This is a genomic window from Falsihalocynthiibacter sp. S25ZX9 (assembly GCF_041205405.1).
GTDB lineage: Bacteria > Pseudomonadota > Alphaproteobacteria > Rhodobacterales > Rhodobacteraceae > Falsihalocynthiibacter > Falsihalocynthiibacter arcticus.
Map to the genome: position 1 here is coordinate 110543 of NZ_JBGFCD010000007.1, position 19657 is coordinate 130199.

A 19657-nucleotide genomic window follows, 5' to 3' on the forward strand; every position below is an offset into this window, starting at 1 on the left:
CAACGGCCGCACCAGAAATTGGCCAAACCATCCGCTGTCAAATGGTTCCCCGTCCAACGCCGCACTATCGGGCTTCGAAAAGGTCGCAAATTCCACTCAAGACGTGGGGGAAAAGATAAAAAATCTATTTTTTGTAAATATTTGTAACCGACCCAAAATCTAGGAATGTGACGATTTAGTTGCCTTACGCAGCAACCGAGCCCAATGTTTGTCGTATACAAACCCCCAGTCGCAAGGAAATCTGCGGAGGAGCGGTTCAAGCGCGGCGATCCAGTTTTGAGTGGTTTCATGGGGATCCGTCGGTGTGATAACGTCGCCCAAATGCAGCGTCAAATATTCGGCCGTTTGCTCAACCATCACCGGAAGGATTGCGGCATCACATTTTGCAGCAAACCGAGCAGGCCACCCCACAACCCCCGCTGCCTCCCCAAAAACGATAGCGCGGACAGTATCGGTGTTCTTGTTGACAGGAGCATCGACAGGGGGCGCCGTTTTGATCCGATCCACCACACCGACCACGATCTTGCCTTGCCGAAGTGCCTTGAGCACCGCGCGCGCCACAAGCGCATCGCTGTTGCGCCGCACGTCAAATAACTCGCAGCCGATATGAGTGTAGTAGGGCCGCTGCGTAATCGCGCGCGACTCTTTTGCGGGTTCGCGCACGAGCATCAACGTTGGGTAGCGCGCGGCCAAGGCGCGCACCATCAGCACCGAACCATGACAATGCGGCATGACAAGCAACACGCCCTTGCCTTCCTGTAGTGACGCTTTAAGCCGCGCTTCCTCTGGGATCACGAGCAGCCGATCAATTTCATCCGTCTTCCCCAACCGCAGGCGCTCCATCCGGCGCAACGCCAGAATAAATCGCTCTACGAAACCTCGATATAGCAATCGTGGCGGGCCTTGCGACACAACCTTTGACAAACCCAAAGCTGTTTCCATGAGCGGACTGCCTGGTAGGTAATATGCAGCCCACAACACGCTCCGAACGATGGAATACCCAACATCTTGAAGAGGCTTAGGTGCAGTTGCGAGGCGTTTTGTGCCGCGATCAACGGAAAACCAGATACGGTCTTTGAATTTTGTAAAACTAGATTCCAATTATCTACACCGGCACCTTTCGCCCTCTTTGAGAGCCCACGCATTGGCGGTCAACTATTGCCCCATAGGACCGTTTTGAAACGATAATTGCAACGCGACGCACACTCTGTAAAGACGATATCCGACACCCAATGCGCCCTGAGACCCCCTATTGGAGCCAGAAAATAAGTGGACTCCCATGAGAATTCGACCATAATTTAGGCTTGGCCAAATCTTCAATAATGGCCTGTTTTGTGTTTTGAACGCTGTATTTTGACATTCAACAACATTGGGAGTTCCTAAAATGAACCGGAAAAAAGCATCTGATTTCAACCCGAAATTACTCGAATTATACGACGGATACGTTCATGGGAAAATGACAAAACGAGAGTTCCTGTCCAATGCGACCCGCTATGCTGCGGCGGGTGTCGCTGCCACGGCAGTCCTTGAAAGTTTGCAACCAAATTATGCACTTGCGCAACAAGTTGCCCCCGATGACCCCGACATTGAAACGATGACTGTGGAGTATGAAAGCCCCGAAGGTCATGGCACGATCAAAGGCCTTATGGCAAAGCCGGCGGGTGCCACTGGAAAGCTCCCCGCCGTTTTGGTTGTGCATGAAAATCGCGGTTTAAACCCCTATATCGAAGACGTCGTGCGTCGGCTGGCCAAGGCGGGGTTTCTTGCGTTTGGCCCTGACGGTTTGACACCGCTTGGCGGCTATCCCGGAAATGATGACGACGGGCGCGACATGCAAAAAGAACTCGACAGCACCAAACTGATGGAAGACTTCTTTGCCGCCTTCGAATTCCTTGTGGATTACGAACAAAGTACGGGCAAAGTGGGTGTTGTGGGCTTCTGTTATGGCGGCGGTGTGTCCAATGCTTTGGCGGTGGCCTATCCAAATCTGGCGGCGGCTGTGCCTTTCTATGGACGCCAACCCACTGCCGAAGAAGTGGCCGCGATTGAGGCCCCCCTCCTCATCCACTACGGTGAATTGGACGAGCGCGTGAATGCAGGTTGGCCCGCCTATGAGGCGGCTCTCATTGCGGAAGGAAAAACCTACGAGGCGTTCATTTATGAAGGCGCAAATCACGGGTTCCATAACGACACAACGCCGCGCTACGACGAGGCCGCAGCAACACTGGCATGGGATCGCACCCTCGCCCATTTCGAAAAATACCTAAATTAAGCTCATCATAGGCATCTGCGTAAATGCCGGTGCCTATGAGATTTTGTGGCAATGTTTTAATCGAAACCTCTAGAAATCGATGCTGATGCGGCGTGTAATGCCGATTTCGATTTTCAGGCTTTCGTCCGACCCGCCAAGGACGATTGGCGAATTCCCAGCGTCGCCCATGAAACGACTATAACCAGCAACAGCTTCAATCCCCCAACGTTCGTTGAAATCGTACCGCGCGCCCAACACCACGCCAGCCGAAACGAGTCCGCCATTCGGGTCGTATTCAGAATATTGGCTCGCGGCGGCCTCGTCCGCTGTGACCCCAAAATATGTCTGGGTATATTTGTCGCTCCCAATCAGCAATCGGGGGCCGAGCGTCAGTGTCCACCCTTCGGCGGGAGTTGCGATAACGTCAAAACCAGCCTCGCCGACAAAGGATTGGTGCCCAAAGAAGCCATATCTAACATCGGCAAAGCCGCGAAAATGTTTTTCCTCGTAGCCAACCCCAAAGCCAAATTCCTGTGTCCAATCCACATCCGATAAGCCGGCCAACTCAGGGTAATCCGCCGAATTCCGTTCGCCAATAAACCGTGCCGAGCCACGCAAGCCCCAGCCAGTCCTATATCCAACGGTCTGGCCTGATCCGTACTCAAACCCGTTCGGGAACCGAACATAGTCAAATCGAACCGAACCTCCTGGCCCGTTTTCCAAATCTGAGGACCCGAAATACGCCGACTCTCTTTGAGCGCCAAGGCGTATCCCAATAACCATATCTGGATCCGCAGAATCCAAATACCCATTCTCGTCGAAAACACTGAGGGTTTCTTGCGCCACAGCCGGCAAAGCGAGCAAAGAGGCACCCAGCGTAATCCAGATGCACGTGTCGGAAATTTTGAAGCGAGTCAAATGAAACCCCTGTTGAATTTGAGAAGAAAGCCAGAATAACCAGCCTCAATCTTATCACAAAGCACGAACAAGTAACTTAAAGAAATCCACCCCTTATGTAGAGTTTTCCAGATGGGTATTTCTAACACATACCCTTGTTTTACTATCTGTACCTTCGGGGATCAAAAGCCCCGCGTCCCTAGAATTGATCGATCCTGTCCAACACATTTACATTGTTCAAAACCGTAACCATTTATTTTCTAGGGGAAAATTGTTGATTGTTGCGACACGCCCCTTCGCTTAGACTTCCCAAAAAACTGGGATGCAGGAAGCTTCCCTTAGACTTAGGGAACATCATGGCTTCTTTCGGCGACGCAAACACCGTGCAAAACGAGCCTGAACCGGCCACACTCCACCTCAAAGTGACCTATTTGCCGTATATCTACGGTAGCCTGTTCCTGCTTTTCATCACACGAATCGTCGCGATCTTCCTATTGCCGCTGACGGATACCACCGAGTCGCGCTATGGCGAGATCGCCCGCAAGATGATTGAAACCCGCGATTTCATCACCCCACAGTTTGATTACGGCATTCCGTTTTGGGGCAAGCCGCCGCTACATACATGGCTTTCTGCTGCGGGTATAAACCTCTTTGGCGAAAACGAATTTGGCGCGCGCATATTTATCTTTCTAGCGGCGCTCTTGCTGCTCCTTTTCTTCTATAAGTGGGCCAAAACCATTGTTGGCACCAACGCCGCCTTGATCTCTGTTTGCGTCTTGTCGTCCACAGGGTTGTTTTTCGGGGCGTCGGCATTTGTTATGACAGATCTGGCGATGGCTTTTGGAACAACCCTCTCAATGATGGCGTTTTGGTCGATTACCACACAGGGAAAAGCGGCGCGTATCGCGGGGCATCTCTTCTTTGTCGGGCTCGCAATTGGCATGCTGGCTAAGGGTCCTGTTGCGGTCGTCCTTACCGGTATTCCAATTTTTCTATGGCTGCTGATCGGCTGGCGCTGGCGCGTTTTGCAATACCTGCCGTGGATCACGGGGATGTTGCTTGCCGTCATTCTCACTGCTCCATGGTACTATCTCGCCGAGCAGAAAACACCCGGCTTCCTGCGGTATTTCATAATCGGCGAGCATTATGAGCGGTTTGTTGTCTCAGGGTGGCAAGGCGATTTATACGGGTCGGGACATTCTCGCGCCAAGGGCAGCATTTGGCTGGGTTGGATTTTGGCGGCTTTGCCGTGGTCGCTTATTGGCGGATACGTGTTGTTTTTCCCGCGTAAATTGCGCGCGGCGTTCAGGCTGGATAGCGCGGGTCTTCGCTCCTACTTGCTTCTGTGGACCATCGCTCCGATGATCCTCTTTACGCCTGCGGCCAACATTTTGGCGTCCTACGTCCTGCCCGGCCTGCCCGCTGCGGCGCTGTTGTTAACGATACTAACCGTCGATATTTTTGGCGCCACACCGACGAAAACAGTGCGCATTCTGTTTGGCACTGGGATGGCACTCATGATCGGCGTCTTTGTGCTGCTCTGTGCCGTCCTTGCGATTTCTCCCGACAGTCTGGACCTTCGCTCCCACAAGTCGACTGTCAAAATCGCGTCCCAACGCGTTGAGGCCCCCGTCTTTAACCTTATGGGTGGCAGAAGCTATTCTCTGGAATTCTATACCAAAGGCAAGGTTCAGGTTTTGGCGGATTTCGATGCGATTTCCGGCCTAGCTGAAAATGATAAAACCGACGTCCTTCTTGTCGAACCGCGGCAGAAAGCGGAGGTTGAACAGGCCTTCGGTGACAGGTTCACATACCTTGGTGAATTCGGGCGCAAAGCCGTTCTGATCGAAAAAATTGAGGGTAATTAGATGAATGCCACGAAAACACACAAGGGCCCCACAACCGACACGTCAGAATTGACAGTGAAAGCCCCCCTTCCCGACCTCTCCATTGTGGTGCCTGCGCATAATGAGGAAGGCAACATTGAGCAGACCATCAATGCCATCATGTCGGAAGTGGTGCGCCTCAATATTTCCACCGAAATTATCGTTGTCGATGACGGAAGTGCCGACGCCACCTTCAAAACCGCAAGCAACATGGGCCAGCATTTCCCCGTTTCGGTCCTGCGGTTGTCGCGCAATTTTGGCAAGGAGCACGCGATTTCAGCGGGATTGAGCGCGTCCACCGGCAATATTGTGGCGATCATCGACGCAGACCTGCAAGAACCTATTTCCTATTTAGAAGAAATGCTGGGCGAGCTTAAAAATGGCTATGAAATGGTCTATGCTGTGCGCGGAAATCGCGACGATGAATCCGTTCCAAAACGTTTATTTACGTCGGCGTTTTACAAGCTGCTATCAATGGGAAGCGATGTTGTTATCCCGCAAGATGCTCGCGATTTCCGCGTGATGAACCGTAACGTTGTCGATGCTTTATGTGCCCTACCCGAACGTAACCGCTTCATGAAAGGGCTATATGGATGGATTGGTTTCAAGACCAAGGCCGTCCCTATTGAAATGAAACAACGCACGTCTGGGCGCTCAAGTTTTGGTTTCAGCGCCCTCTTCAAACTGGCCCTCACGGGTATTACCTCCTTCACCAATTTCCCGCTGCGGGTTTGGACGGGTGTCGGGAGCGTCTTGGCTATTCTCTCAATTCTATATGGCCTTTGGATCTTCGCCAAAACCATCATCTGGGGCGTTGATACCCCCGGTTTCGCCACCATTACCGTCGCTATCTTCTTTTTGGGGGGGATTCAGTTGATCTCAATAGGGGTGATCGGCGAATACCTTGCGCGCGTTTTCACCGAGGTCAAAGGCCGCCCCGGCTTCATTGTCGCCGAGATTTCACGACCAGAAAATCAGGACGATTGATGCTCAAAAGTGTTCTGAAATTCGGACTTGTTGGCGGCTTGGCAACCTTGGTTCATATCACGGTTGGCATCCTGTGGATTCGGTTTGGATTGAACCCTTTGGTCGCAAATTTCCTCGCCTATATTACCGCGCTTATTGTGAGTTTTTGGGGCCACCACAGCTTCACCTTTAACAATCACAACCTCCCCTTGGGCAAGACGGCACCTCGTTTCTTAACAACGTCGGCGCTCGGGTTTTTGCTGAATGAATTGATCTTGGCGAGTCTTGTCGGGCTCAATCTTATGCCCCCGTCGAGCGCCCTCGCTTTGGCCACTCTTTTGGTCGCGGGTTTCACATATATTTTGAGCAGGCGCTGGGTTTTCAACGGCCCCTCACACTAGTTCGCCGCCACCTATTTCTAGGCAGCGGCGATAAGGACGTCTTTAGAAACGTTTCGTTTTTAAGCCCTGCGACGCACAGCTTAGATCGATCAACCTACGACATTATAGCCGCGGCCTCGCATACAGTTTCTAACCAAGACTTCGCGGTTAGAGTTGTTCTGGAGTGCACTCCCAGTGGCGCCAACGAGCGCTCCGATTGCGACACCACGGCCAGATTGGTACGTGCTCCCTTTTGAAATCGCGGATGCGGCGCCACCAACGGCAGCAGCTGTTGCGACAGTACCGATAGTACCTTCGTCAACAAGTGGCTGGGAGGCCGCGAGGTTTTGACATTGCGAGAGATCGTAGTTGTAGTTTGCGCTCACTGGCCCGTCGATGATCGGCGTATAACCCGCCCCTGTATTCGTACATGCGGTGGCCAAGAATAGAAGTGGCACGACTGAAATTTTCGTAAGTTTGAGCATGTTAATTCCCTTCAGAATTTTGATGACCTTGGTATCTTGTTCACTGAGGGGTTTCCTCAGCATACGTTGACTGAAACCAGTCTAGCCTAACCACTAGGAGCAATCCACTCAATTTCTCGAAATGAAGCGCCTGCCGAAGCGGTTGCAAAAACGGCAAATTACCCTTACCTTTCAAACTATTAGAGCAGATGCTTTCCCAACATCACGTGCCATTGTTATCGGATATCAGCCCGAAGAAATTGGATATCAGCCCTAACCTTCAGCAAAAAATTGCTATTTCAAGCGGAAGAAAAATTCCCAATACCAACTGCCGTCTGAGCAAGAACAAAAAATTTTAATTACTTAGAAAGCGCGTTGGTCAAAACAATATGGATTAAACCGCCCTCTCAGCCTACATGTTAACACATTGTTAATAAATGAAATGGGCGGAACTATCAGATGATTAGGAAAACATCATCCATTCTCTGCCTTGTTTTGGTGGTATTGAGTGCAAGCCTCTTTGTCCGCCATGCATCGGGTGAGAATATAACCGCACAGAATAATGGCCGTGAACAGGTGACGGTTTCCGGCTCCCTTATTACGCGGGCCAATGGCGTTGACTGCCCGCAAATCAATACCAAAGACGGAACGCTCATCGCCATTTCGTATATTTCGCCAGAAATTCCGATTGGAACGCACGTCGTTGTAAGCGGATTTTACGCCGTCGTAACCGACTGCCTCGGACCTGTCGTCGTGGCACAAGAAACCACTGTATTTTAACGAGGACGAAAAACCGAAACGTCGATACCCCTCTGCCGGTCGCCGTTTGAGTTTTAAATTTTACCAAACAAGGATTTCCGAATGCCCCATCCAATTGTAAATGACCCAATGCTGAGCCAACAATGGCATCTTCGCAATTCGGGGTCTGGGCTGTTTGATCTAAATATAGTTGGAGCCAATGGGATTGAGTCCCTTTGGGACGACTATACGGGCGCAGGTATCAACGTATTCGTCATCGACAACGGATTTGACTATACCCACGAGGATTTGGCGGCCAATTACGCCACCCTTCTCGACTATAATTTCACCGATGATGATGACAACCCCTTTGGCATCGCAAGCAATTCGCATGGCACTGCGGTCATGGGTATCATTGGCGCGGTTGGAAATAACGATATCGGCACAACAGGTATCGCCTATGAATCTACGCTGGTTGGGTATCGGATTGAAAACTTCATTGGCGACGCTTGGTTGCAAAATGTCCGCGACTCAATCGCGAGTGCCGCGACGGGTGGAGCTGATGTGGTGAATATCAGCCAAGGCATCGCAAACGACACCAGCTCTGAATTCGGCATAGGCTACGATGCGACGCGATTCACCGAGATTGACGCGTCGATCAGCCTTGCCGTTTCAACGGGACGCGGCGGGCTTGGAACAACCATTGTAAAATCTGCGGGCAATTCGCGTGGGGCCCATTATGATGTCAATTCTGACCTTTGGACCAACAACACCCAGCAAGTCGTCGTCGCCGCCGTTGATCAGGACGGTTTTATCTCCAGTTATTCGTCCTACGGTGCTGCCAATCTGATTTCTGGTTTTGGCAGCTCGGGCCAAGTTGTCACCACGGATCGCACCGATAACGAAGGCTATACCACCACAAACTACATGAGCACGTTTAACGGCACTTCGGCTGCGGCACCAATGGTCGCGGGCGTTGTTACCCTCATGTATGATGCCGAGGAAGGTCTTGGCTGGCGCGATGTCCAGACAATTTTGGCCTATACGGGGCGGCACGTCGGCAGTGTTGTCGACAACGCCACGTTTGCAGGTTCCGAACGCACACCGTGGCACTTTAACGCCGCCGAGAATTGGAATGGCGGCGGTCTGCACTACAGCAATGATTACGGATACGGCCTTATCGATGCGCATGCGGCGGTACGGTTGGCTGAATCATGGCTCACTATGGGAGCCGCACAAACAAGCCTCAATGCGCGGGGGAGTTTGGCAAGCGTTGCCGTCGCGGCCACGATCCCTGACGAGAATGCCACCGGCACCAGTTTCGAACTCCAAGGCGGGGAAGCTATTTTGGTGGAACGGGTCGCCGTCACGCTGACGTTCTCGACAACGTTTCTGGGTGACATGATGATTTATCTAACCTCGCCGGAGGGAGAAGAGCACCTGTTAATCGCGAACCAAGCGGGAGGTGCCGTTTTTGACGGCGCTTATACGTTCGAAAGCCAAGCTTTTCGCGGCGAACGGAGCGACGGCACTTGGACTGTGCGGATTGCGGACGTTGGGCCAGGCGACATTCTAACTGTTTCGGACATTGTGCTGACCACCACCGGATCAGAGATTTCCGCCGATGACCGCTATATCTTTACCGATGCGTTTTCCGATTATGCAGGCATAAGCAACCACCGTGTCGCCTTTGACGACACAAATGGCGGCGCCGACTGGATCAATGCCGCTGCGGTCACAACCGGGGTAACCCTCAATTTCGCCACAGGCACAGGGGTGATTGACGGCGTCGCCATAACCGTTTCGGGCGTTGAGAATGCCTATACGGGCGATGGCAATGACCATGTCGAGTTAGGGGATACCGCGACAACGGCCCATCAAATTCACCTTGGGCGCGGAAATGATTCCGTGGAGATGACAGCCGAGACCATCGACGGCCTCTGGAACACTTATGACGGCGGACAAGGGAACGACACGTTCTATTTCCACGTTGTTTCACAGTCGTCGGGGCATGTTATCAACTTGGAAGATGGCGTCATAACCTATGACGGCGTGGCCCAAGCTTCGGTTGCGCGTTTTGAGGCTGTCAACGTATCCGGTGCTGCGGGAAGTATCGGCACCTCCGCTCAGAACGTGTTTTACGCTCAAGGGAATTTCGGCAATACAATCGACGGGCGCGGCGGCAATGACTTCATCAACGCGGGGGGCGGCAACGACTATCTCATTGGCGGGCTTGGGGCGGATTACCTCAATGGCGGGAACGGATTTGACCGTGCAGAATACTTGACCGCGACAACTGGCCTTCGCGCAGACTTGCAATATTCCAGCGCAAATACGGGTGAGGCCGCAGGAGATACATATATCTCCGTTGAGGGCCTTGGCGGATCTATCCACAATGACATTTTACTCGGAGATGCGCGCGGAAATTCCCTCCTTGGGCGCGCGGGAAACGATGGTCTTTATGGCCGAGGCGGTAACGACACACTCTATGGCCAAGCGGGTAACGACCATCTGGAGGGCGGCGAAGGAAACGACGCATTATATGGCGGGACCGGAACAGATGTTGCGCAATACACCTATGCCACAAGCGCTGTGTGGGCCTTTCTCGAAACGGGGGGGACCCTTGGGGATGCTGCAGGGGACACATATTTTTCGATTGAAAACCTCTCGGGATCCAGTTTCGACGACCGCCTCATTGGCGATACTGGTGCAAACACGCTTGTAGGTCGCTTCGGAAACGACGTCATTTTCGGACGCGACGGCGACGACGCTCTTGTTGGAAACCAAGGCGATGATCGGCTTGAGGGGGGAAATGGGGCGGACGCCCTATATGGCGGCACCGGCTTGGATCAAGCGCAGTATTACTACGCCACAAGCGGTGTGCGCGCCGATCTCGTTTTAACGGGCACCAATACGGGGGCTGCAGCTGGCGACACGTATCATTCTATCGAAAATATGGTCGGCTCTGGGTTCAACGATGTGTTGGCTGGCGATGGGAATACCAACACGCTTTGGGGCGTGAATGGAAATGACTCGCTCTTGGGACGTGGCGGCAATGACACGCTCATTGGGGGCAACGGCAACGACTACCTCGACGGCGGTACGGGAGCCGACAGGCTCTATGGCGGATTGGGTATTGATCGCGCAAACTACATTAATGCGGCGAGTGGCCTACGCGTCGATTTGCAAATTACGTGGTCCAATACAGGGGAGGCCGCAGGCGACACTTACTTCTCCATCGAAAACATTGGCGGCTCCAACCACAACGACCTTCTGATCGGAAATGCGGGTGCGAATTTGCTTCTTGGGCGCAACGGCAATGACACGCTCTATGGCCGAGAGGGTGTCGACAGGCTCTATGGTCAATACGGCCAAGATCGCCTCGCTGGTGGCACAGGAAACGATTTCCTAAATGGCGGTGTTGGCGCGGATACATTTGTTTTTGGCACAGGATCGGGAAGCGACTTTGTGGACGATTTTGTGGTGAATGTGGACAGGATTGAGATTTGCTCGGGCGCAAACAACTATTCCGATCTGACATTCACCACCGCAGGAGCGGACACGATCATATCCTTCTCGAACGTGGCCATTCGACTGGATGATGTTTTACCGGGGCAACTCGACGCGGGCGATTTCGCCTTCGTTTAGTCCAAAAGGATGTCCGCTTTCAACGGGAGTTTGGCGATGAGGTCCGCGTTCACCAGATCATTGCCCTGTGCCCTTATGAGGGCCGCCGCGGGCGACAGGCCCTGCCCTAACCAGCGCTCTAGGAGGCGTTGCTGCAAGATATCCCGTGACACCTTCAGCCGAAGAGAGATGTCCCAAAAGGCCACCAAGTCCCGCCAGTCTTGGGCATCAAACAAAAGATAATTCCCTTCGACGATCACTGTGTCACAAACCTTATCGACGCGCCCTTCTGCGGCAATAGCGGCATCTAGCGTGCGATCAAAAATCGGGTAGAAAACCTCATCCTCGGTCTGAATCCGCGCGACTAACATCAGAAACCCCCTGACATCAAAGGTTTGCGGTGCGCCTTTCTGGGCAAAATTTCCCTGCGCGTGTAATTGCGTGTTGCCCAGATGAAACCCGTCCATAGGCAAAACCCGCGTGTCACACCCCGCCGCCGTCATCCGATCGGCCAAATCCTGCGCGAGGGTGGATTTCCCGCTGGCGGGTGCCCCCGCGAGCGCTACAAGGCGTCGCCGCCCCTTGCGTGGAGCGGCGAGGAGTGTGGTGCAAATCGCGTCTAGGTCCCTCATTCAGAACCTTCCGGTGCGTCTTTTGCGCCGGTCATAAAGGCCACGGCATCCGACATTGTATAGTCTTTGGGATCAATAACACACAGACGTTTGCCCAACCGATGCACGTGGATGCGATCCGCGACTTCAAACACATGCGGCATGTTGTGACTGATGAGAATAATCGGTATCCCGCGCGATTTTACGTCTTGGATCATCTCAAGAACCTTACGGCTTTCCTTGACTCCAAGCGCCGCAGTTGGCTCGTCCAGAATGATAACCTTGGAGCCAAACGCCGCGGCCCGCGCCACGGCCACCCCTTGGCGTTGCCCGCCAGAAAGGGTTTCCACGGCTTGGTTAATGTTTTGGATGGTCATAAGGCCAAGTTCTGTGAGTTTTTCGCGCGCCGCTTTTTCCATGGCAGGGCGATCCAATTGGCGCAGGAATTTGCCGCGGAACCCCTTCTTGAGGAGTTCGCGCCCCATAAACATATTATCCGCAATCGACAAAGCTGGCGACATGGCAAGGGTTTGATATACCGTCTCAATCCCTTCCTTGCGCGCCTCAATCGGGGAGGCAAAACCGATCTTTTTGCCTTCGAGAAAAATCTCGCCTCCGTCGGGTTGCACCGCGCCAGAAATGGCCTTGATAAGGGTGGATTTTCCAGCACCATTGTCGCCAATTACCGCCAGAATTTCGCCTGGCATGAGATCAAAGTCACAGTTATCGAGCGCCGTGACGCGGCCATAGCGTTTCACCAGATTGCGGGCGTATAAAATGGGTTCCATCAGACTGATACCTTTCTAATCCACTGGTCGACGGCCACAGCACTAATGATGAGGACGCCAATCAGCAGATATGTCCATTGTGCGTCGGCTCCCAACAGGCGCAGCCCCATACTAAAGACCCCCACGATCAACGCGCCAAACAACATACCCACAACCGAGCCGCGCCCGCCAAAGAGCGAGATGCCGCCAATCACAACCGCTGTGATACTTTCGATATTTGCCAATTGCCCTGAGGTCGGAGACACAGACCCGATCCGCCCGATCATCGCCCATCCGGCGAAGGCGCAAATTAGCCCAGACAACATATAAACCGAGATCAATGTGCGCTTAACATTGACGCCAGAAAGCTCAGCCGCGTCCGGATCATCCCCGACAGCATAAACATGCCGTCCCCACGCGGTTTGGCGCAGGACATAGGAGAGGAAAAGAACCAGCAGAACCATGAACATGGTCCCGAAGGTAAAGACCGCGCCGCCAATTTCCAGCTTTTCCCCGAACAGATGCAGCAATGGTGCGTTCTCGGAGATGTCTTGGCTGCGAATAGTTTCATTGGCCGAATAAAGGAAATTCGTCGCCAAAGCGATTTGCCACATGCCCAAAGTCACGATGAACGGCGGCAATTTAATATACGCCACAAGCCAGCCATTTATGAACCCGACAGCCGTTCCCACAGCAAGGCCGAGCACAATGGCGAGTTCAACAGGCATCCCATAGCGGAAGGTAAATTGCCCCATCACGACCGAGCTGAGCACCATGATCGCCCCGACGGAAAGGTCGATGCCCGCCGTCAAAATGACCAGAGATTGGGCCGCGCCCACAATACCAACGATTGTGACCTGTTGTAAAATCAACGTCAGTGCGAAGGGTGAAAAGAACTTTGATCCCAGTAAAATGCCGAAAATCGCAAGGGAGGCCACCAAGACCACCATGGGAACCAAAGACGGCGTTTCATGCAGCGCATGTTGAATGCGGCGCATCGGGGACGTGTGGTCTTGGGAAAACGACGCAACAGTATCAGGACCGGCGACAGTGGTTTTCGGTTCGTTGGATAGGGGGGGCATGGGAAGCCTCTCTGCCAAATGTAGCACAAAAAGGGGCGGGCCTTGGCACGCCCCTTTCACAGACTGAAGGTTTTATGGTCTAAAGATCAACCCCAGCAGAGGTCTTTGCCTGCAACCGTATCGATTGACTCAACACCCTCGACGGCCTGATCCGTTACCAAAGCAACACCCGTGTCATAGAAGTCCTTACCTGGTGTCATAGCTGGCTTTGTTCCGTCTTTGGCCCAGTTGTTGATGGCTTCAACACCCAAAGCCGCCATGCGCAATGGATACTGTTGCGACGTCGCACCGATCACGCCATCTGCTACATTGGCCACACCAGGGCAGCCGCCATCGACAGAAACGATCAAGACATCATTTTCGCGACCAAAGGCCTTGAGCGCCTCATAGGCACCTGCGGCAGCGGGTTCGTTGATTGTGTAAACCACATTGATCATTGGGTCTTTTGCGAGAAGGTTTTCCATGGCTTTGCGGCCACCCTCTTCGTTGCCCGCAGTGACGTCATTGCCAATAATGCGTGGGTCGGTTTCATCGCCCCATTTGTTTGGGTCGCCCAAATCAATACCAAAGCCTTGAAGGAAACCTTGGTCGCGCAACACGCCAACTGAAGGCTGGCTTACAGCAAGGTCCAACATTCCGATTTTAGCGTTTGCCGCCTCTGCGCCAAGCTTGGCCGCGGCCCATTTGCCAATCAACTCACCGGCCAGAAAATTGTCGGTCGCAAAAGTAGCGTCCGCCGCATCAATCGGCTCAAGCGGTGTATCCAGAGCAATCACAACAAGGCCCGCGTCCCGCGCTTGCGTCACTGCAGTTACAATAGAAGACGTGTCGGAAGCCGTAATGAGGATGCCTTTGGCACCGTCAGCAATACATGTTTCGATCGCCGCAACTTGGCTCTCGTGATCGCCATCAACACGACCTGCGTACGACTTAAGAGTCATGCCCAATTCGGCAGCTTTTGCTTCGGCACCTTCACGCATTTTCACGAAAAACGGGTTCGTGTCGGTTTTGGTAATCAAGCAAGCGCTTACGTCTTGCGCATAAGCGCCGCCAGCGGTTGCAGCGACGGTAAGTGCTGTACACATCAATAGTTTTTTCATGGTCTTCCTCCCAAAAAGATCAACGGATTTATCAATGAAGTGGGCTCCTCCCTCTCCAAAACTGCGCCGTTTGAATTCGCAAGTTCCCCTTAAGGAAGCCTGATTCCCCCAAAGCTGTCAATAAATAAATAAACTTTATTTATTAATGAAAGAATGCCATCTTCCTTCCTAGAAAGGAGCGCGCTATGGTCAACGGTATGGACGGGAGCAAAATCAGAGGCTTAAGTGGCGGCGTGAATCAGAGCGGGGTTCGTAATCATAACGAACGCCTATTGCTCTCCATGCTTCAACGTCACGGCGCGATGCCGGGCATTGATCTTGCTCGCCACTCTGGTCTTTCCCCGCAAACGGTATCCGTGATCCTGCGAAAGCTCGAAAAAGACGGCCTCTTGCGACGTGGTGACCCAATTCGCGGCAAGGTGGGCAAACCCTCCATGCCTATGGCCTTAAATCCAGATGGCGTGTTCTCGTTTGGCCTGAAAATCGGTCGGCGCAGCGCGGATTTGGTGTTGATTGATTTTATGGGTGTTATCCGCCACGAGCTCAACAAAACATACTCCTACCCGATACCCGACACGGTCTTTGAGTTCCTCCAAGAGGGGCTTGATACGATTGCATCCAGAATGTCCGAGGACGACCGCCGTCGCCTCTGTGGAATTGGAATTGCAGCACCATTTGAGCTGTGGAAGTGGCATGATTTGGTGGGGGCGCCCTCGGAGGAATTTCAGGCTTGGCAGCACATCAATATCGCCCAAGACGTTACCCGATTTAGTGACCTCCCCGTGTCGATTGTTAACGACGCTACAGCCGCCTGTCGTGCGGAGCACCTTTTTGGCCGCGGAAATGAATTTCGCGATTACGCGCATTTTTTTATCGGTTCATTTGCCGGTGGCGGCATTGTATTGAACAACACGGTTTTTGAAGGAAATCAGGGGAACGCAGGTGCGCTGGGATCTCTTCGCAGTACAGGTCCCCTCGGCGAAAGCCGCCAACTTGTCGACGTCGCGTCTCTGCATTTACTCGAAGGGCGCCTCATTGAAGCCGGTCTCAACCCAGAGGTTTTGTGGCGCCATCCCCAAGATTGGTCTACCCTCACACGTTACGTCGACCCATGGATTGGGGAAACCGCCCAAGAACTCGCCAAGGCCGCCCTTTCGGTGTGTTCGGTGATCGATTTTGAAGCCATTTTGATTGACGGCTCCTTCCCCGAAGATGTCCGCACCGAACTCGTTGAACGTGTACAACGCTATCTCGTGAACCAAGACACGCGTGGCTTGATCCCCCCGCAAATTGTGCAAGGTCATGTCGGAGAAAAAGCACGTAGTATCGGGGCCGCCAGCACCCCGATTTTCAATCTTTTCCTCCTCAACACCAACGCGGGTTTATCGGCGAACTAAACACATCCGGCGGGGTATTTGGTGATGGGTTGCTTAAACCGCTTGTTTCTCGTCCACAATCTCCGCAAAGCGCGTAAAGAATTTCCCCGCCAGTTTCTTGGCTGTACTGGTCATAAGACGGCTGCCCAATTGAGCGATTTTTCCACCGATGTCCGCTTTGGCCGTATATTTCAGAAGGGTATTCTCGCCATCTGCCTCAAGGATGACATCGGCACCGCCCTTGGCAAAGCCCGCGACCCCGCCGTTGCCGTTGCCCGTAAGCGAAAACTGATGCGGTGCGCCCGAAGTGTCCAAAACTACATTGCCTAAAAATCGCGCTTTGACGGGCCCTACTTTCAACACAACTTTGGCTTCAAGCTCGGTGTCCGAATGCTTGATGAGTTCCTCGCATCCTGGGATGCACTCTTCAAGGATTTTAGGATCGTTCAGGGCAGCATAGACAACGGATACAGGAGCGTTGATAAGGATTTCGTCGTTTAATTCCAAGGGAGTATTCCTTTAGCAGCAGGGAAATTTGATACCGGCAAGAAGCTCGGTCTGTGAGGGTGTTAGGTTGGGAAAAATGCGCCTAAAGAGCGTTGTTACGAGGCGCGTTTCGACGATTTTGGGCTCTATTTCCAAAATCAGTGGTTCAACAATTGACGTCATCGGGGTCTCCTTTTGCACGCTGCAATTCGCGGCGTTTAAGCACAACTTCAGACAGGATCGAAAGGGCGATTTCATCTGGCGTGATCGCTCCAATATTGAGACCCGCAGGCGACTTAATTTGATCCAAAGCCACCTGTGACACGCCCGACGCGATAAGGCGGGTAACAAGGGTTTCAAATTTGCGGCGGCTCCCAACAAAGGCCGCAAATTTTGGCGCAGCTTTGATTGTAGCACGCAGCGCGGCCTCGTCACCATTGCCTTGCGTTGCAATGACAACATATTGCAGCCCCGAAGTGGGCGCGTCAAAATCATGTTTTCCGTCCACAGAATGCGACACCGAAAAATCGAACCGCTCCGCAAGGACAACGAGCTCTTTTGCCACCGGACCTTCACCAAAAACAATCAACTCGGGTTGCGGCAAAACGGGTTCCACAAAAATGTCCATCGACCCTTTGGACGGGCAGCCATTGCGGGCAAATTGAACGCCTTCGCGCGTTTCGCCCGCGCTCAAACCTTCTGCCGCAAGGATTTCTTCGGGTCGCAACGAGATAAACTGCGTGCAGCCCTTCGACAACGCGGCCTTCGCGGCATTCCTAACGGCGGAGCGAATACAACCGCCCCCGACCCAACCTTCGGTGATGGTGCCGTCAGCCAAGATAATCGCCTTGGATCCGGGTTTGGCCGATGTTGCGTTGACGGTGCGCACGACCGTGGCAATGGCAAAAGGCTGCCCCTGCGCGCGCAAATCTGACGCGCGGTTTTCGAATGAATGACTGCTTATACCCATGCCAGTTCCCCCTCTAATTTCGCCAAACTCTCAAGCGTATTTGCCGCCGCAAACATATCCAAATACGGTAAGGCGGCCGCCATTCCTGCGGCAACAGGCGCGTAATCTTTCCACCCCTTCAGGGGGTTAAGCCAAATAATCTTGCATCCGCGTTTCTTGATATCCTTCAGGGCCTGCGCAAGGGCGGCGGGCGGGTCGGTGTCGTATCCATCCGAAAGAATGATCACCACGCTGCGGCCCGAAACGAACCGCCGCGCATAGGTGCGCGCGAACAAATCAAGGTTCGTCCCAATCTTGGACCCGCCGCCAAACCCATCGGCCAGCAGCGTCAATCGGTTAAGCGCGCGCAACGGATCATCGTCGCGCAATGCCCCCGTGATCCGCGCGAGGCGGGTGTGAAACAGATAGGCGTCAGCCGTCGAATCCGTGCGGATCAGACCCGCCAAAAAGGATAGGAAAACACGAGAATAAACCGTCATTGAGCCAGAGACATCACAAAGAGCGGTGATTTGAACGGGGCGTTCGGGGCGGCGGCGGCGCGGCAAGCGGATAGGCTCGCCACCAGTTGACAGGCTTTGCCGGACCACTTTGCGAAAGTCGAGCTGAGCGCCTTTGCACGCGGCCACGCGACGCCGAGACCGGCGGTCGCGCATCGCGTCCGCCATCCGCCGGGCCACTAATGCCGCGTCCTGTATATCTTGGGGCGAAACCAACTCGCGCATGTCTTTTTTCATCATGTTCTGAACGCCACTCGCAACAAGGCGGCCTTCGCCATCGGATGCGGCATCGCCCTCGCCCTGCCCCGTGTCTGGACTGTCGATTTGGCCCGCTCCGGCGCTTTGTTGGCCAGTATCTTCCTGATTGGTCCGCGTGTGTTTGGCGACATTTTCATTCGGACTTTTCACCACTTTGCTGCGGATACGCCCTTCGTTGCGCCAGTAGGCGTCAAACAGCATCTGAAAGCGTTTTGCGTCATCTTCGCAAGCCGCGCAGACCGATTTGAGCGCCAGAAACACCTCCGTCATATCAACCGCTTTGATATGCGTAAGCGCCTCGATGGCCGTTTGCGTTTCCGAAACGCCCAAGGCAAATCCATGTTCTCGCAAATGGGCTACAAACCCGAGAACGCGGGCGGTTGCACCTGGATCGCGGCCTGAAAAACGCGTGACTTTGGTCATGCCGCTTTCCCCGCGAGACGTTGGGCCACTTCGATGGGAATATTCGCGCGGTCACTTTGCGTTTTGAGCAATGTCACCAATGTCGCGCGTAAAATCTGCGGATTCTCATTGAGATCATTGATCCCCAATCCGGTCAGTGCAGCAGCAAAATCCAACATTTCCGCGACGCCGGGGGTCTTTTCCAGCTCTTCTTTTCGTAAAGCTTGCACAAATCCAACAATTTGCGCCGCAAGCTTACCATCAATATCGGGGCACCGCGCCGCCAGAATTGCCAGTTCGGTTGCGCGATCTGGATACTCAACATAGGCGTAGATACAGCGCCGCCGCAGCGCATCAGACAGATCGCGTGTGCCATTGGATGTCAGGATTACGTGAGGCCGCGATTTAGCGGTCAGCGTGCCAAGCTCCGGCACAGATATTTGAAAATCAGACAGAACTTCCATCAAATACGCTTCGAATTCTTGGTCGGCACGGTCGATTTCGTCGATCAGTAAAACGGGCGACGTTTCCTGACGAATGGCTTGCAACAATGGACGCTCCAGAAGGAATTCCTCCGAGAAGATCCTCTCTTCGACGATCGCTCCTGTTTTTCCGTCCTCGGCTGCCGCACGGATTGCGAGCAATTGCCGCTGGTAATTCCATTCATAAATTGCGTGGCCCGCATCCAGCCCCTCATAACATTGCAACCGAATTAGCTTTGTGTCCAAGGCCGCAGCCAATGTGCGCGCGACTTCGGTTTTCCCAACGCCCGCAGCGCCTTCAAGCAACAAAGGGCGGCCAAGTTTTAGCGATATATGCAACGCCATAGCTAGATCAGAGGACGCAATGTACCCCTGCTCTGCAAGCTGCAATTTGAGTGTTGTCCAATCTGACATAAT

General features: G+C 53.4%; 18 protein-coding genes. 7 read left to right on the top strand and 11 right to left on the bottom strand.

The window, feature by feature from the left end:
* Positions 1 to 159: 159 nt before the first annotated feature.
* On the bottom strand, positions 160 to 1101 hold the full coding sequence (locus AB9F29_RS09915) for a hypothetical protein (RefSeq protein WP_369755532.1): 942 nt from the start codon (positions 1099 to 1101) through the stop codon (positions 160 to 162).
* A gap of 283 nt (positions 1102 to 1384) precedes the next feature.
* Between AB9F29_RS09915 and yghX the strand changes: the two genes are divergently transcribed.
* Positions 1385 to 2272: a YghX family hydrolase gene (yghX, locus tag AB9F29_RS09920; protein WP_369755533.1), complete on the top strand. Its 888-nt coding sequence runs from the start codon at positions 1385 to 1387 to the stop codon at positions 2270 to 2272.
* A 69-nt stretch (positions 2273 to 2341) separates the two neighbouring features.
* Here yghX and AB9F29_RS09925 read toward each other — a convergent pair whose 3' ends face one another.
* Positions 2342 to 3169 (bottom strand): MipA/OmpV family protein, encoded by an 828-nt coding sequence (locus tag AB9F29_RS09925; protein WP_369755534.1) that lies wholly within the window; start codon positions 3167 to 3169, stop codon positions 2342 to 2344.
* 335 nt (positions 3170 to 3504) lie between these two features.
* Here AB9F29_RS09925 and AB9F29_RS09930 point away from each other — a divergent pair, with 335 nt between their 5' ends.
* From AB9F29_RS09930 to AB9F29_RS09940, 3 genes are read left to right on the top strand one after another with little or no spacing between them, the layout of a single operon-like run.
* Positions 3505 to 5016, top strand: coding sequence for an ArnT family glycosyltransferase (locus AB9F29_RS09930; RefSeq protein ID WP_369755535.1), 1512 nt, complete (start codon positions 3505 to 3507; stop codon positions 5014 to 5016).
* A complete protein-coding gene (locus AB9F29_RS09935; protein WP_369755537.1) occupies positions 5017 to 6021 on the top strand; it encodes a glycosyltransferase family 2 protein in 1005 nt (334 codons plus the stop codon). It abuts the gene before it with no gap.
* Positions 6021 to 6401, top strand: coding sequence for a GtrA family protein (locus AB9F29_RS09940; RefSeq protein ID WP_369755538.1), 381 nt, complete (start codon positions 6021 to 6023; stop codon positions 6399 to 6401). The genes AB9F29_RS09935 and AB9F29_RS09940 overlap by 1 nt, the downstream gene beginning before the upstream one ends.
* A gap of 89 nt (positions 6402 to 6490) precedes the next feature.
* On the opposite strand, the gene AB9F29_RS09945 is transcribed toward AB9F29_RS09940, so the two are convergent.
* Positions 6491 to 6865 (bottom strand): glycine zipper family protein, encoded by a 375-nt coding sequence (locus AB9F29_RS09945; protein ID WP_039001195.1) that lies wholly within the window; start codon positions 6863 to 6865, stop codon positions 6491 to 6493.
* 438 nt (positions 6866 to 7303) lie between these two features.
* On the opposite strand from AB9F29_RS09945, the gene AB9F29_RS09950 reads away from it, so the two are divergent.
* Both AB9F29_RS09950 and AB9F29_RS09955 read left to right on the top strand, forming a co-directional pair.
* Positions 7304 to 7624, top strand: coding sequence for a hypothetical protein (locus AB9F29_RS09950; protein ID WP_369755539.1), 321 nt, complete (start codon positions 7304 to 7306; stop codon positions 7622 to 7624).
* Between the two features lie 81 nt (positions 7625 to 7705).
* Positions 7706 to 11230, top strand: a complete 3525-nt coding sequence (locus AB9F29_RS09955) for a S8 family serine peptidase (protein ID WP_369755540.1) — start codon at positions 7706 to 7708, stop codon at positions 11228 to 11230.
* Here the strand turns inward: AB9F29_RS09955 and AB9F29_RS09960 are convergent.
* The 4 genes from AB9F29_RS09960 to AB9F29_RS09975 all read right to left on the bottom strand — a co-directional run bounded on the left by AB9F29_RS09960 (position 11227) and on the right by AB9F29_RS09975 (position 14769).
* Positions 11227 to 11841 (bottom strand): nucleoside/nucleotide kinase family protein, encoded by a 615-nt coding sequence (locus AB9F29_RS09960; RefSeq protein WP_369755541.1) that lies wholly within the window; start codon positions 11839 to 11841, stop codon positions 11227 to 11229. The genes AB9F29_RS09955 and AB9F29_RS09960 overlap by 4 nt on opposite strands.
* Complete coding sequence (locus tag AB9F29_RS09965; protein ID WP_039000432.1) at positions 11838 to 12608, bottom strand: ATP-binding cassette domain-containing protein; 771 nt, start codon at positions 12606 to 12608, stop codon at positions 11838 to 11840. Before AB9F29_RS09965 ends, AB9F29_RS09960 begins: the two co-directional genes overlap by 4 nt.
* Positions 12608 to 13669, bottom strand: a complete 1062-nt coding sequence (locus AB9F29_RS09970; protein ID WP_335586962.1) for an ABC transporter permease — start codon at positions 13667 to 13669, stop codon at positions 12608 to 12610. The genes AB9F29_RS09965 and AB9F29_RS09970 overlap by 1 nt, the downstream gene beginning before the upstream one ends.
* An 86-nt stretch (positions 13670 to 13755) precedes the next feature.
* On the bottom strand, positions 13756 to 14769 hold the full coding sequence (locus tag AB9F29_RS09975; protein WP_335586963.1) for a sugar ABC transporter substrate-binding protein: 1014 nt from the start codon (positions 14767 to 14769) through the stop codon (positions 13756 to 13758).
* Between the two features lie 197 nt (positions 14770 to 14966).
* Here AB9F29_RS09975 and AB9F29_RS09980 point away from each other — a divergent pair, with 197 nt between their 5' ends.
* Positions 14967 to 16166 (top strand): ROK family protein, encoded by a 1200-nt coding sequence (locus AB9F29_RS09980; protein WP_369755613.1) that lies wholly within the window; start codon positions 14967 to 14969, stop codon positions 16164 to 16166.
* Positions 16167 to 16199: 33 nt separating this feature from the next.
* Here the strand turns inward: AB9F29_RS09980 and AB9F29_RS09985 are convergent, their stop codons facing one another.
* The 4 genes from AB9F29_RS09985 to AB9F29_RS10000 form a co-directional block, all read right to left on the bottom strand.
* On the bottom strand, positions 16200 to 16652 hold the full coding sequence (locus tag AB9F29_RS09985) for a CoxG family protein (RefSeq protein ID WP_369755542.1): 453 nt from the start codon (positions 16650 to 16652) through the stop codon (positions 16200 to 16202).
* 145 nt (positions 16653 to 16797) lie between these two features.
* The gene (locus AB9F29_RS09990; RefSeq protein ID WP_369755543.1) at positions 16798 to 17601 is read right to left on the bottom strand and encodes an XdhC family protein; all 804 of its coding nucleotides are present in this window, start codon (positions 17599 to 17601) and stop codon (positions 16798 to 16800) included.
* On the bottom strand, positions 17592 to 18779 hold the full coding sequence (locus AB9F29_RS09995; RefSeq protein ID WP_369755545.1) for a VWA domain-containing protein: 1188 nt from the start codon (positions 18777 to 18779) through the stop codon (positions 17592 to 17594). Before AB9F29_RS09995 ends, AB9F29_RS09990 begins: the two co-directional genes overlap by 10 nt.
* On the bottom strand, positions 18776 to 19654 hold the full coding sequence (locus AB9F29_RS10000; protein ID WP_369755546.1) for an AAA family ATPase: 879 nt from the start codon (positions 19652 to 19654) through the stop codon (positions 18776 to 18778). The genes AB9F29_RS09995 and AB9F29_RS10000 overlap by 4 nt, the downstream gene beginning before the upstream one ends.
* Positions 19655 to 19657: the final 3 nt, after the last annotated feature.